Source organism: Mesorhizobium sp. B2-5-7 (genome assembly GCF_006440875.1).
In the GTDB taxonomy this organism is placed as follows: domain Bacteria; phylum Pseudomonadota; class Alphaproteobacteria; order Rhizobiales; family Rhizobiaceae; genus Mesorhizobium; species Mesorhizobium australicum.
Genome location: NZ_VFUO01000002.1, coordinates 1,049,027 through 1,064,679, shown reverse-complemented (window position 1 = coordinate 1,064,679; position 15,653 = coordinate 1,049,027). Strand labels below are relative to the sequence as shown.

10 protein-coding genes are annotated in these 15,653 nt (G+C 64.3%); 7 read left to right on the top strand and 3 right to left on the bottom strand.

What is annotated here, in order from left to right; genetic code table 11:
- The first annotated feature begins 237 nt into the window (after positions 1–237).
- The 7 genes from FJ543_RS12645 (at position 238) to FJ543_RS12610 (ending at position 10,368) form a co-directional block, all read left to right on the top strand.
- The gene (locus tag FJ543_RS12645) at positions 238–1,554 is read left to right on the top strand and encodes a CmpA/NrtA family ABC transporter substrate-binding protein (protein WP_140875299.1); all 1,317 of its coding nucleotides are present in this window, start codon (positions 238–240) and stop codon (positions 1,552–1,554) included.
- A gap of 87 nt (positions 1,555–1,641) precedes the next feature.
- Positions 1,642–2,532: a nitrate ABC transporter permease gene (ntrB, locus tag FJ543_RS12640; protein ID WP_140875297.1), complete on the top strand. Its 891-nt coding sequence runs from the start codon at positions 1,642–1,644 to the stop codon at positions 2,530–2,532.
- Positions 2,533–2,542: 10 nt separating this feature from the next.
- Positions 2,543–3,340, top strand: a complete 798-nt coding sequence (locus FJ543_RS12635; protein WP_140875295.1) for an ABC transporter ATP-binding protein — start codon at positions 2,543–2,545, stop codon at positions 3,338–3,340.
- Positions 3,341–3,344: 4 nt separating this feature from the next.
- Positions 3,345–5,795, top strand: coding sequence for a nitrite reductase large subunit NirB (gene nirB, locus FJ543_RS12630; protein ID WP_140875293.1), 2,451 nt, complete (start codon positions 3,345–3,347; stop codon positions 5,793–5,795).
- Between the two features lie 211 nt (positions 5,796–6,006).
- A complete protein-coding gene (gene nirD / locus FJ543_RS12620) occupies positions 6,007–6,336 on the top strand; it encodes a nitrite reductase small subunit NirD (RefSeq protein ID WP_140875290.1) in 330 nt (109 codons plus the stop codon).
- 3 nt (positions 6,337–6,339) lie between these two features.
- Positions 6,340–9,111, top strand: coding sequence for a nitrate reductase (locus tag FJ543_RS12615; RefSeq protein WP_140875288.1), 2,772 nt, complete (start codon positions 6,340–6,342; stop codon positions 9,109–9,111).
- 327 nt (positions 9,112–9,438) lie between these two features.
- A complete protein-coding gene (locus FJ543_RS12610; RefSeq protein ID WP_140875286.1) occupies positions 9,439–10,368 on the top strand; it encodes a hypothetical protein in 930 nt (309 codons plus the stop codon).
- A gap of 49 nt (positions 10,369–10,417) precedes the next feature.
- On the opposite strand, the gene FJ543_RS12605 is transcribed toward FJ543_RS12610, so the two are convergent.
- The 3 genes from FJ543_RS12605 to FJ543_RS12595 form a co-directional block, all read right to left on the bottom strand.
- A complete protein-coding gene (locus FJ543_RS12605) occupies positions 10,418–12,475 on the bottom strand; it encodes a TRAP transporter permease (protein ID WP_140875284.1) in 2,058 nt (685 codons plus the stop codon).
- Positions 12,476–12,568: 93 nt separating this feature from the next.
- The gene (locus FJ543_RS12600) at positions 12,569–13,558 is read right to left on the bottom strand and encodes a TAXI family TRAP transporter solute-binding subunit (RefSeq protein WP_015315949.1); all 990 of its coding nucleotides are present in this window, start codon (positions 13,556–13,558) and stop codon (positions 12,569–12,571) included.
- Between the two features lie 435 nt (positions 13,559–13,993).
- Positions 13,994–15,508 (bottom strand): aldehyde dehydrogenase family protein, encoded by a 1,515-nt coding sequence (locus FJ543_RS12595; RefSeq protein WP_140875282.1) that lies wholly within the window; start codon positions 15,506–15,508, stop codon positions 13,994–13,996.
- Positions 15,509–15,653: the final 145 nt, after the last annotated feature.

Below are 15,653 nucleotides of genomic sequence, written 5' to 3'. Positions count from 1 at the left end.
ATCCTGAATCCATTTGTATTTTTCGGCCAGAGGTAAACTGGCACGGTTCCTGCTTTGAAATAAACGAGCCCTTCACGGGCAATGGAACAGGCGTCCAATGGCGGGCGCCACAGGCAAAGCTGCCGCTCAGGTCACTGCGCAATCCCCAGGGATGCGCGAAGCCTGGCCGGCGGCTTTTTTGTTTTTGGCCGAACACGCAATCGACGGCGCTTCAACCGCGCCCAACCGGAGACGACGATGACGAAACGGATCGGAACTGGCACGTCCCTCAAGGATTTCACCCGCCGCGATTTTCTGGCCAGCAGCGCGCTGACGGCAGGACTGTTCCTCGCCGCAAAGACATTGTTTCCCGCCGGCGCTCATGCCGAAGGCAAAGGTCCCGAAGTAACCGGCGCCAAGCTCGGCTTCATTGCGCTGACCGATGCCGCGCCCCTAATCATCGCCAAGGAGAAGGGCCTGTTCGCGAAATTCGGCATGCCTGATGTCGAGGTGCTCAAGCAGGCCTCCTGGGGCGCGACGCGGGACAATCTGATGCTCGGCGGCGAAGCCAACGGCATCGACGGCGCCCACATCCTGACGCCGATGCCTTACCTCATGCACACCGGCAAGGTGACGCAGAACAACCAGCCGCTGCCGATGGCGATCGTCGCCCGCCTCAACTACGACTGCCAGGGCATTTCGGTCGCACAGGAATATGCCGCGACCGGCGTCGGCCTCGATGCCGCCAAGCTGAAGGACGCCTTCGCCGCCAAGAAGGCCGAGGGCAAGGAGGTCAAGGCCGCCATGACCTTCCCGGGCGGCACCCATGATCTGTGGCTGCGCTACTGGCTGGCGGCCGGCGGCATCAACCCGGACAAGGACGTCTCGACCATCGTCGTGCCACCGCCGCAGATGGTGGCCAACATGAAGGTCGGCAATATGGACGTGTTCTGCGTCGGCGAGCCGTGGAACGAACAGCTTGTCCATCAGGGCGTCGGCTTCACCGCCGCCACGACCGGCGAACTCTGGAAGGGCCATCCGGAAAAGGCGCTCGGCCTGCGCGCCGCCTTCATAGAAAAATATCCCAACGCCACCAAGGCGATCGTCATGGCGGTGATGGCGGCACAGCAATGGTGCGACGCCAAGGAAAACAAGGACGAGATGGCCGCCATCATCGGCAAGCGGCAATGGATGAATGTGCCCGTCGCCGACATTATCGGCCGCCTCAAGGGCGACATCAACTACGGCAATGGCCGGGTCGCCAGCGCCACCGACCTCTACATGAAATTCTGGAAGGGCGGCGTCTCCTACCCGTTCAAGAGCCACGACAGCTGGTTCCTCGCCGAAAACATCCGCTGGGGCAAGTTCGCGCCGACCACCGACATCAAGGCGCTGGTCGACCAGGTCAACCGCGAGGATATCTGGCGGGAGGCGGCCAAGGAACTCGGTGTCGCCGCGAGCGACGTCCCAGCCTCGTCCTCGCGCGGCGTCGAGACCTTCTTCGACGGCAAGACTTTCGATCCGGCCAACCCCTCGGCCTATCTCGACAGCCTGACCATCAAGGCATCGGCTTAGTCAGGCCGTTTGTGCCCCAACGCAAACGGCGCCAGCGCCGTTTGGCGCTCAGTACCGCACCAGCACACCACGGAGTATCCCCAGGACATGTCCATCCAAGCCGTCGAGGACACCAAGGTGAAAGCATTCCCGGCCAAGCCAGCCGAGGTGGTCGCCTTCACCGGCAAAGCGCGGCGCCGTATCGATCCGGTGGCGGTCGCCGCCAAGGTGGCCAGCGCTCTCGTCCCGCCCGCCATCGTCATCGCCCTTCTGCTTGTCGTCTGGCAGGTCGCCTGCTCGTCGCCGACGGCAAGCCTGCCGCCGCCGAGCCAGGTGTGGAACGAGGCCTATGACCTGATCGCGCATCCATTCTTCGACAACGGCCCGCAGGATATCGGTCTTGCCTGGCGGGTGCTGATCTCGCTCCAGCGCGTCGCCATCGGCTTCGGCATGGCGGCGGTCGTCGGTGTGGCGCTCGGCGCGCTGGTCGGCCAGTCGATCTGGGCGATGCGCGGCCTCGATCCAGTGTTCCAGATCCTGCGCACCGTGCCGCCGCTCGCCTGGCTGCCGCTGTCGCTCGCCGCCTTCCGCGACTCCAACCCGTCGGCTCTGTTCGTGATCTTCATCACTTCTATCTGGCCGGTCATCATCAACACCGCCGTCGGCGTGCGCAACATCCCGCAGGACTATCGCAATGTCGCCCGCATCCTGCGGCTGAACCAACTCGAATTCTTCATCAAGATCATGGTGCCGGCCGCTGCGCCTTACATCTTCACCGGCCTGCGCATCGGCATCGGCCTGTCCTGGCTCGCCATCGTCGCGGCCGAAATGCTGACCGGCGGCGTCGGCATCGGCTTCTTCATCTGGGACGCGTGGAATTCGTCACGGCTGCCCGACATCATCGTCGCGCTCGCCTATATCGGCGTCACCGGCTTCTGCCTCGACCGCCTGGTCGCGGCGGTCGGCGCCTTTGTCACCCGCGGCACGACGGCAAAGTGAGGAGAGCGCCATGACCGCCTATCTCAAGCTCGACCATATCGACAAATCCTTCGCTCGTGGCAGCCAGGTAAGCGATGTGCTGAGGGACATCCGGCTGACCATCGACAAGGGCGAATTCGTCTCCATCATCGGCCATTCCGGTTGCGGCAAGTCGACCTTGCTCAACCTGATCGCCGGCTTGACCAAGGTTTCCGCCGGCGCGGTGTTGCTGGAGGACAAGGAGGTCGACAGCCCCGGCCCCGAGCGCGCCGTTGTGTTCCAGAACCACTCGCTGCTGCCGTGGCTGACCGTCTACGAGAACATCAATCTGGCGGTGTCGAAAGTCTTCGGCCGCTCGAAGAGCAAGGCCGAGCGGCATGACTGGATCATGCGCAATCTCGACCTCGTGCAGATGGCGCATGCGAGCGACAAGCGGCCGGCCGAAATCTCCGGCGGCATGAAGCAGCGCGTCGGCATTGCCAGGGCGCTTGCCATGGAACCCAAGATCCTGCTGCTCGACGAGCCGTTTGGTGCGCTCGACGCCTTGACGCGGGCCCATCTGCAGGACGCGGTGATGGACATCCATTCCAGGCTGGGTTCGACGATGATCATGATCACCCATGACGTCGACGAGGCGGTGCTGCTGTCCGACCGCATCGTCATGATGACCAACGGCCCGGCGGCGACCATCGGCGAGGTGCTGCCCGTGCCGCTGGCGCGGCCGCGCCGACGCATTGAACTTGCCTCCGACCGGACATTCCTGCGTTGCCGCGAGGCGGTCCTGAAGTTCCTCTACGAACGCCACCGCTTCGTCGAAGCCGCGGAGTAACGCCATGACCGAAAAACTCGTCATCATCGGCAATGGCATGGCGCCCGGGCGCATGCTGGAGCATCTGCTGGAACAGGCGCCGGGCCGCTACGCCGTCACCATCTTCAACGCCGAACCCAGGGTCAATTACGACCGTATCATGCTGTCGCCGGTGCTCTCCGGCGAGAAGGCCTATGAGGAAATCATCATCCATGGCGACGGCTGGTACATCGCCAATGACATCACCCTCTACAAGGGCCACAAGATCATGGCCATCGACCGGCAAGCGAAGACCGTCACCTCCGACCACGGCGTCACCGAGCCTTACGACAAGCTTGTCATCGCCACCGGCTCGGTGCCGTTCATCATCCCGGTGCCCGGCCACAATCTGCCGGGCGTGCTGACCTACCGCGATCTCGACGACGTTCAGGCGATGATGCTCGCCGCCCAGTCGCGCGCCAAGGCCGTCGTCATCGGCGGCGGCCTGCTCGGATTGGAGGCGGCGGCCGGCCTCAACGCGCAAGGCATGGATGTCACCGTGCTGCACGTCATGCCGACGCTGATGGAGCGCCAGCTCGATCCGGCCGCCGGCTACCTCCTGCAGCGCGCGGTGGAGCAGCGCGGCATCAAGGTCGTCACCAAGGCCAACACGCAGGCAATCACCGGCAATGGCAAGGTCGAGCGGGTGGAACTCGCCGACGGCACAACCATCCCGGCGACGCTGGTGGTCATGGCGGTAGGCATCCGGCCGAACGCGGCACTGGCCAAGGATGCAGGCATTGCCGTCAACAGAGGCATCGTCGTCGATGCCGGGATGCGCAGCAACGACCCGGATATCTACGCACTCGGCGAATGCGCCGAGGTGGGCGGCATGGTCTACGGGCTGGTGGCGCCGCTCTACGAGATGGCGCGTGTCGCCGCTCATCAGCTTGCCGGCGACGAGACCGCCGCCTTCGTCCACATGGACACGCCGACCAAGCTGAAAGTCACCGGCATCGACCTCTTCTCGCTCGGCGACTTCGCCGATGGCGACGACCGCCAGGAAATCGTGCTGCGCGACGCCTCGGCCGGCGTCTACAAGCGGCTGGTGCTCAGGGATGACCGCATCATCGGCACCGTGCTCTATGGCGAGACATCGGACGGCGCCTGGTTCAACGACCTGAAGAAGAAACAGACCGACATATCGCAGATGCGCGATACGTTGATCTTCGGCCAGTCCTACCAGGGGGGTGCCCCGCTGGACCCTATGGCGGCCGTTGCAGCCTTGCCGGATGATGCGGAAATCTGCGGCTGCAACGGCGTCTGCAAGGGCAAGATCACGGGCGCGATCACGGGCAAGGGCCTGACTTCGCTCGACGACGTGCGCGCCCACACCAAGGCGTCGGCGTCTTGCGGCTCCTGCACCGGGCTGGTTGAAAAGCTGATGGTGCTGACCCTTGGCGACACCTACAACCCGGCCGCCGTGCAGCCCATCTGCTCCTGCACCGTTTTCGGCCATGACGACGTGCGCAGGCTGATCAAGGCCAAGGGACTGAAGACCATTCCGGCGGTCATGCAGGAGCTGGAGTGGAAGACCTCCTGCGGCTGCGCCAAATGCCGGCCGGCCCTTAACTACTATCTCGTCTGCGACTGGCCGGACGAGTATGCCGACGACTACCAGTCGCGCTTCATCAACGAGCGCGTCCACGCCAACATCCAGAAGGACGGCACCTATTCGGTGGTGCCGCGCATGTGGGGCGGCGTCACCAATGCGGCCGAACTGCGCGCCATCGCCGACGTCGTCGACAAATTCGAAATTCCGATGGTCAAGGTCACCGGCGGCCAGCGCATCGACATGCTGGGCATCCGCAAGGAGGACCTGCCGGCGGTGTGGGCCGATCTCGGCCAGGCCGGCTTCGTCTCGGGCCATGCCTATGCCAAGGGCCTGCGCACGGTGAAGACCTGCGTCGGCTCGGACTGGTGCCGCTTCGGCACGCAGGATTCGACAGGTCTCGGCATCCGCATCGAGAAGTTCATGTGGGGCTCGTGGACGCCGGCCAAGGTCAAGATGGCGGTGTCGGGCTGCCCGAGGAATTGCGCCGAGGCGACCTGCAAGGATGTCGGCGTCATCTGCGTCGATAGCGGTTACGAGATCCATTTCGCCGGCGCCGCCGGGCTCGACATCAAGGGCACGGAGGTGCTCGGCTTGGTCAGGACCGAGGACGAGGCGTTGGAGCATATCGTGGCGCTGACGCAGATGTATCGCGAGCAGGGCCGCTATCTCGAACGCATCTACAAATGGGCCAAGCGCATCGGCATCGCCGAGATCAAGCGCCAGATCATGGACGATGGCGAGAAGCGCGAGGCGTATTACGATCGCTTTGTCTTTTCCCAAAAATTCGCCCAGGTCGACCCTTGGTCCGAGCGCGTGTCCGGCAAGGACAAGCACGAATTCCGGCCGATGGCGTCGGTCGGGTTTGCGCAAGCGGCGGAGTGATGGCGATGTCAGCGCGAGGCACCCCCCTCTGGCCTGCCGGCCATCTCCCCCGCAAGGGGGGAGATCGGATGTCATATCTGCTTTCGCCAATCTCCAGCGCTGAAGAAAATGCGCCTGCGCTCAAGCTGCCAATCTCCCCCCTTGCGGGGGAGATGTCCGGCAGGACAGAGGGGGGTGCCTTGGCACATTCATATCAAGCAAAGGCACACCTATGACCTGGACATCGATCGGCACCCTCTCCGACGTTCCCCGCCGTGGCGCGCGCTGTGTCGCCACCCCGCAAGGCAAGATCGCTGTCTTTCGCACCGCCGACGACCAGGTCTTCGCCATCGAGGACCATTGCCCCCACAGAGGCGGGCCGCTGAGCCAGGGCATCGTGCATGGCGCGGCGGTGACCTGCCCCTTGCACAATTGGGTGATCTCGCTGGAGACGGGTAAGGCGCTTGGCGCCGACGAAGGCGCCGTGCGCACGATTCCCGTGAAGCGGGAGGGCGAGCACCTGTTCGTCGCGCTGGAAGCGCTGGCCAGCCGCGCGGCCTGAACCATGGAGATTGACGCAGCGCGCGAGGTGAGGACCACCTGCCCCTATTGCGGGGTCGGCTGCGGCGTGCTGGCGAAGATCACCGCGGACGGGCAGGTATCTGTCCGCGGCGATCCCGATCATCCCGCGAATTTCGGCCGGCTCTGTTCCAAGGGCTCCGCACTGGCCGAGACGATCGACCTCGACGGCCGGCTGCTCCATCCGCAAATCCACGACCGCCCCGCCGGCTGGAACGAGGCGCTCGACGTCGTCGCCTCGACCTTCCAGCACACCATCGCCGAACATGGCCCCGACGCGGTCGCCTTCTACGTCTCCGGCCAGTTGCTGACCGAGGATTATTATCTCGCCAACAAGCTGATGAAGGGGTTCATTGGCTCGGCCAACATCGACACCAATTCGCGGCTCTGCATGGCTTCGTCGGTTGCCGGCCATCGCCGCGCGTTTGGTTCGGACACTGTGCCGGGAACCTACGAGGATCTGGAGCTGGCCGACCTGATCGTGCTGGTCGGCTCCAATCTCGCCTGGTGCCATCCCGTGCTCTATCAGCGCATCGCGGCTGCCCGGGAAAAGCGGCCCGAGATGAAGATCGTGCTGGTCGATCCGCGCCGTACCATGACATCAGACATCGCAGACATGCATCTGGCGATCGCGCCGGATGGCGACGTTGCCCTGTTCACCGGCCTGCTCGCCTGGCTCGGCCAGCACAATGCGCTCGACCGTGCCTATATCACGGCGCATACGGCCGGATTCGGACAAGCCCTGTTCGCCGCCTCGACGCTGGACCTTGCCGGCGTCGCTGCCGCCACGGGCCTCAGCGAGGACGAACTTAGCCGTTTCTACAGCCTGTTCGCCAGGACCGAAAAGGCCGTCACCGTCTACAGCCAGGGCGTCAACCAGTCGTCCCAGGGCACCGACAAGGTCAACGCCATCATCAACTGCCATCTCGCCACCGGCCGCATCGGAAAAGCGGGCGCCGGCCCTTTCTCGGTCACCGGCCAGCCCAACGCCATGGGCGGCCGCGAGGTCGGCGGCATGGCCAACATGCTCGCCGCCCACATGGAGATCGAAAACCCCGGGCATCGCGAACGCGTGCAGCGCTTCTGGAAGGCGCCGGCGATTGCCGGGGAGCCCGGTCTCAAGGCGGTCGAGATGTTCAAGGCGGTGGCCGATGGGCGCATCAAGGCGTTGTGGATCATGGCCACCAACCCGGTCGATTCCATGCCGGATGCAGGGGCAGTCGAGGCGTCGATCAAGGCCTGCCCCTTCGTCGTGGTGTCGGACGTGCTGGCCGAGACCGACACGGTCCGCCACGCCCATGTCCGGCTGCCGGCCACGGCCTGGGGCGAGAAGGACGGCACCGTCACCAATTCCGAGCGCCGCATCTCGCGCCAGAGGCCGTTTTTGGCCGCCCCCGGCGAGGCGCGGCCCGACTGGTGGATCATTGCGGAAGTCGCAAGGCGGATGGGCTTTGGCGAGGCGTTTGCGCATAAGAGCCCGGCGGGGATCTTTGCCGAGCACGCCGCGCTGTCGGGGTTCGAAAATGATGGCGAGCGGGATTTCGACATCAGCGCTTATGCTGCGATCGATGTTGAGGACTACGAAGGATTGGCTCCGTTCCATTGGCCGGCGCCGAGCCCAGGCACCCCCCTCTGGCCTGCCGGCAGGCCAGAGGGGGGTGCTCAAGCTCAGCTTCAATCAGAAGGGGGTGCTCAGGCTGGAACTCGGCCAGAGGGGGCCACTTCGATTGAACGCCAACCAACCCGTTTCTTCGCCGACGGCAACTTCTACACGCCCGACCGCAAGGCCCGCTTCATCGCTCTGCGCCCAACCGTCGAGACCCGCATCACCGCCGCCTTCCCGCTCGTCCTCAACACCGGCCGGATCCGCGACCATTGGCACACCATGACGCGTACCGGCAAAAGCCCGCGCCTGTCCCAGCACATCGCCGAGCCCTTCGTCGAAATCCATCCCGAGGATGCACAACGCCACGGCATTGGCGACGCCGACATCGCGCGCGTTTCGACTCCGCGCGGCGAAGTGCTGGTCCGCGTGCTGGTGACAACGCGCCAGCGCCCGGGCAGCCTGTTCGCCCCGATGCACTGGACCGACCAGTTCGCCGCCAGGGGCCGGCTCGACACGCTGACAGCGTCGCTTGCCGATCCCGTGTCGGGGCAGCCGGCGCTAAAGCATGTCGCCGCCCGCATCGAGAAATTCACCGCTGGGGCCTTTGGCTTTGCCGTGACACGCAAAAGGCCCGTGACGATGGCCGCCGACTACTGGGCGACCGCCAGATGCCGGGGCGGCTGGCGGGTCGAACTGGCCTTTGCCAATGACGATATCGACTGGACGGCCTTCGCCGGCTCTCTCTTCGATGCCGCGGATGCCGAAATGCTCGCCTATCACGACCGCGAGGCCGGCCAGCACCGCATCGCCGCCTTCCAAGGCGAGCATCTGGCGGGTGCCTTGTTCATCGCACCCGGTCCGGTCGCGGTGTCGCGCGGCTGGGCCGCCGAGCAGCTCGGCGAGGTCCACGCCAGCCAGCGCGAACGCTTCAGGATCGTCGCCGGCCGTGCCGGTGCCGAGCGGCCCGATGCCGGCGCGACCGTCTGTTCCTGTTTCAACATCGGGGTGAACCAGATTACCGCGGCCGTGGCGGCCGGCTGCAACAGTGTCGAAGCCATCGGCGCCACGCTGAAGGCAGGTACCAATTGCGGTTCCTGCCGGTCGGAAATCCGCACGATCATCCAGGCCCGTCGGGTTCAGGCGGCCGAGTGAAGGTGTCCGTCCCACCTGGCAAGGTGGCACGGCCTTGCGAAATCGGCGGAACCCGCAAGGGCTTCAACCTGTCCAACGGTTAATTCGACTTGGCTGGGACTCATTTGGTTGATGGAGGTGAAAGATGCCGCCATGGACCAGCAACTGGAAACGCCTTGACGACCGTTGCGCCACGCTGCGGCTGGATCTCGCCGTTCGGCTAACGATTCGGGAAGGGGTTCTCAAGCCATAGCAAACGAGACGATAACCGTTGCCGTGGATCTGTGTCTCGGCTGGCCCTGTTCTTCGTAGTTGGTACGTCTGGACACAGATGTCGAAGACTGGAAAATGGGGAACGCAATCTCGCCATGCGAGTTGATTCAAGGCATCGGGAGATCATCGCTGAATCTGCAAGACATAGCCGGCCATCCAGCCTTGCACCGCTACGTTCAGGAACAGTCGCAGTCCCTGATCCGCATCTATGAGGAAAGCCCGCGGCTGGCTTCGATCTTTGCCACGCAGCAGCGCTGGCTGTTGGGCCATGTCGGCCTTGCCATGCACTTCAGGCGCGACCCGAACGACCGCCGCAAGGACCTGACCGTATCGCGTTTCATCGAGGTCGTGCACAAGAACGCGGTTGCCAGCCGCAACACGGCGGACGCCTTCATCAAGGAGATGCTGCACTACAACATCGCCGAGTATGTGGCGGGTGGGGACGGCCGCACGCATCCCCTGCAACCGACGGCGGCGACGATTGAGCGATTCACCGGCTGGGTAACAGCCCATCTGCGCACGCTCGACCATATCGATGGCGGCAACCGGCTGGCCAGGTTCCTGGAGCGGCCAGACATGCTTGCCACGCTGCAGCCCCTGGTGGCGGACGGCTTGCTAGCCTCAAAGCCGGTGCGCGAACCCAACCAGACCTTTTCCCTTTTCATCTGGCTCAACAATGGCGGCATCGTCATGGACTGGCTGATGTCGGGCATCAACCCCGACCATGCCGGGCTGGAGCGAATTCCGACCGGCGTGGTTTCGATCGGCGACTTCGCCAAATGGCTCAAGCTGTCGCGGACCCATCTCAGCCGTAAACTGCGCACGGCGGAGGAACTCGGTAGCATTGGCTGGCTTGGTCAGCGCGGCAATTCGGTGATGTGGGTGTCGCACGGATTCTACGAGGAATACATGATCGTCCAGGCCGCCAAGCTGGCCGTCGTCGACAGCGCCTTTGCAGCGTGTTTTTCCACCGACCGCCGAGTCCCGCCACCTCCCAGCTTGTGAAGGTGATGCAGGCTTATTTAAAGCGTCGATCGCGCGGGCGCGGCGCCGGTCAGACTGGTTGCGCCTCTTCGGTATGGCGTGCGCTCCAATGGCGCAGCACGACGGGAACGACGAGCGCCAGGCCGAGCAGCGAGGAATAGAGCTCGGGCGCCACCAGTAGCAGGGCGGCAAATACCAGGAGCACGTTCTCCCATGGGCGCGTTCGCACCAGCAGATAGCGCGACAGGGCGGCCCCGAGGCAGGTGATACCAAGCACGCAGCCGCCAAAGGCCAGGAAGAAATTCGGCCAGGTGAAGTCCTTTGTCACCAGCAGCAGGGACGGCGAGAAGACGAACACGAAAGGAACCAGCGCCTTGCCCAACCCTAACCGGAAGGCGGTGTTGCCTGTCTTGAACGGGTCCGCCCCCGCCATGCCGGCCGCCGCATAGGCGGCCAACGCTACCGGTGGCGTGATGTCGGCCAGCAGGCCGTAATAGAAGACGAAGAAGTGGGCGACGATCGGTTCGGTGCCCAGCATGACCAGCGCGGGTGCCGCGATGGTCACCATGATGATGTAGTTGGCCGTCGTCGGGATGCCGCAGCCCATCAGGATGCAGACCACGCCGGTCATGAGCAGGGTGAACAGCAGCGTCAGGCCCTGAGCCGAGAAGATCGACTCGGGGATGAAGGTGCCGAACAGGAGCGACAACTGGCCTGCCGTCGAGGTGACGATGTAGGATAGCTTGAAGCCGACGCCGGTCAGGGTGACGACGCCGACGACGATGCCGACGGTGGCGGCCGCGGCACCGACGGCGAGCGCATATTTGGCGCCGTCGCGCAGGCATACTGCGATGTCGGCAACCGACATGCGACGGCGCGGATTGAGCAAGCCGACGGCGATGCAGAGCGTAATGCCCCAGAAGGCGGCCATGTAGGGCGTGTAGCCCGAGAGCAGGACGCCGATGAGCACGACAAGCGGGATGATCGTCGGCCAGTCCCGCTTCAGCGCCTCGACGACGTCGGGCATCTCGTCCGGCCTGAGCCCCCTGAGGCCGGTGCGCTTGGCCTCGAAATGCACCTGCATGAACACGCCGAAGAAATGCATGAAGGCAGGCACGATGGCGGCCAGAATGATGGTCGTGTAGGGCAGTTCGAGGAATTCGATCATCAGGAAGGCGGCCGCGCCCATGATCGGCGGCGTGACCTGACCGCCGGTCGAGGACGCCGCCTCCACCGCCGCGGCGAAATGTTTCTTGTAGCCGAGCTTGATCATCGCCGGGATGGTCAGCGAGCCGACGGTGACGGTGTTGGCGACCGACGAGCCGGAGATCATGCCGAACAATGCCGAGCCGAAGATCGATACCTTGGCGGGACCGCCGGCGTAGCGGCCGGCGACCCAGGCGGCACAGTCGAGGAAGAGCTGGCCGAGGCCTATGCGGGTTGCGAAGACGCCGAACAGCACGAAATGGAAGACGTAGGTGGCGACGACGCCGAGCGCGATGCCGTAGATTCCCTGCGTCGTCAGATAGAGGTGATCGACAAGCTGGGAAACGGACGCGCCGGGGTGCACCAGAATGCTCGGCATGTACCGCCCAAACAGTGCGTAGGCCATGAAGATGCACGCGATGATCGGCAGCGGGATGCCGACGGAGCGGCGCGTCGCTTCCAGGAGGAGCAGGATCAGGATAACGCCCAACACCACATCGAGCGTCGTGGGGTTGCCGACGCGGAAGGCAAGATCGTCGAGCGGGATCATCGGCACGTGCAGGACGGCCACCACGGCGGCGAGCGCCAGCAGCCAGTCGAAAAGCGGTATGCCAAGCGGCCGCAGGAAGCTGGATTGCGCGGGCTGGTCGTAACCCTTCTTCACCAGCGGGAAGACGAGGAAGATCAGCGCCAGCACCATCGACAGATGGATGCCTCGGTGCAGCATCTCCTGCAGCAATCCGAAGCCGGCGGTGTAGTAGTGAAACAGCGACAGCGCCACCAGGAGGAAGCCGACCAGCCAGCCCGCGGCCTGGGTCAATGGCCGGAATCGGATTTCGGAGTCGAATTTCTCCTCCAGTTCGCGAGCTTTCTCCTCATCGAACTCCATCGCGGAAAGCGTGATTTTGTCATCGTCGCTCATGGCCGGTTCCGTGTCCTGAGTTTCCAGGCAAAAGAGGCGGAAAGCACGCCTCCCGCCTCGCTGTCGTCCATCGGTCCTACGCGCTGGTAGCTCCTACTTCAGGGCGCCGACTTCCTTGTAGAATTTCTCCGCACCGGGATGAAACGGAATGCCTGCGCTGGTGACCGCGTTCTGGAGCGTGATCAGCTTGCCCTTGGCATGGCCGGCCTGCAGCGCCTTCTGGGTCGCGTCGCTGTAAAGCGATTTGACGATCTTGTAGACGAGGTCGTCGGTCTGCTTGGCGCTGGTCACCCATTGCGCGGCGACGGATATGGTCTTGGTCTCGCCGACATTCTTGTAGGTGCCTTCCGGCACAGTGTCGGCGGAGAAGAACTTCTGCTCGGACAGGAGCTTGTCGGCTTCGGGGCCGGTGATTGGAACCAGGGTGATGTTGTTGGTGCTGGCAAGTTCGACGATGGCGCCGGTCGGATAGCCGCCGACGAAGAAATAGGCGTCCATGGCGCCATCCTGGAGCCGCTCGCCGGCCGGACCGGGCTTGAGGTATTCGGGCTGCACATCTTTCTCCGTCAGCCCGTATGCGCCGAGCACGAGGCGCGCGTCGACAATGGTCCCTGAGCCCGGCTCGTCGAGGGAAACGCGCTTGCCCTTCAGGTCCGCCACCGTCTTGATGCCAGCATCCGCTCGGGCGACCAGATGGATCGTTTCGGGATAGAGCGTCGCGATGAGGCGCAGGTCATCAGCCTTGGGCTTGCCCTCATAGAGGCCAGTGCCCGAATATGCCCAGTAGGCGACATCGGATTGCGTAAACCCTGATTCGGATGCACCCGACTGGATGGCGCTGATGTTGGCGACCGACCCGTTGGAGGACGTGGCGGTGGCGACCAGGCCTTCGACGCCGGCCGGCCCCGTTGCCGAGATGGCGTTGGCGATCAGGCCACCCACCGGATAGTAAGTGCCGGACGTTCCACCCGTGCCGATGCGGAAAAAAGCCTGCTGCGCGTGCGCCGGCGAAAGGCCGGCGGCGGCCAAAGCCAAAGCTCCTGTGCCTATGGAAAAGGTGCGGCGGTTGATCGAAACAGTCATAACTACCTCCGAGTCAAAGATCGGCAGGATGTTGCAGCAACCGGAAGGTTGTCAACCTGCGCGTGCTTTTTGGCCGTTTCCAAAGCGCTTCCAGGAAGGGTATGTTTCCGCCCGGAATCGCGTAAAAACAGGGACTTAATGGATGGCACCCGGCTCCGGGCCAACGACCTGCATAAATCAGGGGCTTACAGCAGGTCGGGCGAATCCTATTCGCCGCGACATGCCGTAGAGCGGTTTAACCGCGTCGCCGGCGTCACCTGCCTGTTGGCGACAACCAACCAAACACAAGAACCGTGAAACAAAAACCCGCCTTGCGGCGGGTCATCGGCGCATGTCGGCACCATGCGGAAGATGGTAGCATAACTGCACTCGGCAATCAACCTCCGGTCGCAAACGGTTCGGGTGCGCAACGACACCCGAACCGGGCCGGCGTTCTCAATCTATGTCGAACGAGACGCCCTGGGCGAGCGGTAGCGCCTTGGAATAGTTCACGGTGTTGGTGGCGCGCCGCATATAGGCTTTCCACGCATCTGAACCGCTCTCGCGGCCGCCGCCGGTTTCCTTTTCGCCACCGAAAGCGCCCCCGATCTCCGCGCCGGAAGTACCGATATTGACGTTAGCGATGCCGCAATCCGAACCGTCGACACCGAGGAAGCGCTCGGATTCCTGCAGGTCGCGGGTGAAGATCGACGACGACAGGCCGGCGCCGACCGCGTTGTGCTCGTCGAGCACGGCGTCGAAATCGGAATACTTCATCACATAGAGGATCGGCGCGAAGGTCTCTTCCGTCACCGGTGCAACCTGCTTCGGCATTTCGACCAGCGCCGGGTGCACATAATAGGCATCGGGATGGCCGTTCTCGACCCGGCTGCCGCCAGTCACCTTGCCGCCATGCGCGGCCGCCTCCGTCAGCGCCTTCTGCATGGCGTCGAAGGCGGCCTTGTCGATCAGCGGACCGACCAGTGACGAGGTCTCCAGCGGATTGCCGACCGAGACGCTCTGATAAGCCTTCTTCAGCCGCGGCACCAAGGCGTCGTAGACGCTGTCATGGACGAACAGGCGGCGCAGCGTCGTGCAGCGCTGGCCGGCGGTGCCCATGGCGCCGAAGGCGATGGCGCGCAGCGCCATGTCGAGATCGGCCGTCGGGCAGACGATGCCGGCATTGTTGCCGCCCAGTTCCAGCACGGCGCGGGCGAAACGCTTGGCCAGGCGCGGACCGACATCCCGGCCCATGCGGGTCGAACCGGTGGCCGAGACCAGCGGCACCCTGGGATGGTCGACCAGTATCTCGCCGACCGCACGGTCGCCGATCAGAACCGGTGCCAGTCCTTGCGGTGCGTCGATGCCGAAGCGCTTGACCGCACGCTTGAAGATCGCCTCGCAGGCAAGCGCGGTCAGCGGCGTCTTCTCCGACGGCTTCCATACCACTGCATCGCCGCAAACCAGCGCCAGTGCGGCATTCCACGACCACACCGCGACCGGGAAGTTGAATGCGGAGATGACACCGACGACGCCAAGCGGATGCCAGGTTTCCATCATGCGGTGGCCCGGACGCTCGGTGGCGATGGTCAGGCCGTACAATTGCCGGGACAGACCAACGGCGAAATCGCAGATGTCGATCATCTCCTGCACTTCGCCGAGCCCTTCGGACGGGATCTTGCCGACCTCGATCGACACCAGCCGGCCAAGCTCGGTCTTGTGCGTACGCAGTTCCTCGCCCAGCAGCCGCACCAGTTCGCCGCGCTTGGGACCCGGCACCAGCCGCCAGGACTGGAACGCCTTGTGGGCTGCATCGATGGTCTTTGCCGCGTCGGCCGGCGAGATCGTCTTCAGCGCCGCGATCCGCTCACCCGTCACCGGACTGCGCACGATCAGGTCGCCGCCGTCAAGCGCCTCCTTGGCCACGCCCAGTTTCGCCAGAAGCTCGGCCGTTTCCTTCGCTATTGTCATTTCTGTCCCTTTCAGAATCCCGCCGCTCGTAGGGCGCGGGCCAACGCCTGCCATGCCTTCCCGGCGCCGTCGCGGCTGGAAGCGGCTGTCATGGCGTGCCATTACCTGTTTCAGGGGAAAATCGCCACCCCGGCATGGTCCAAGC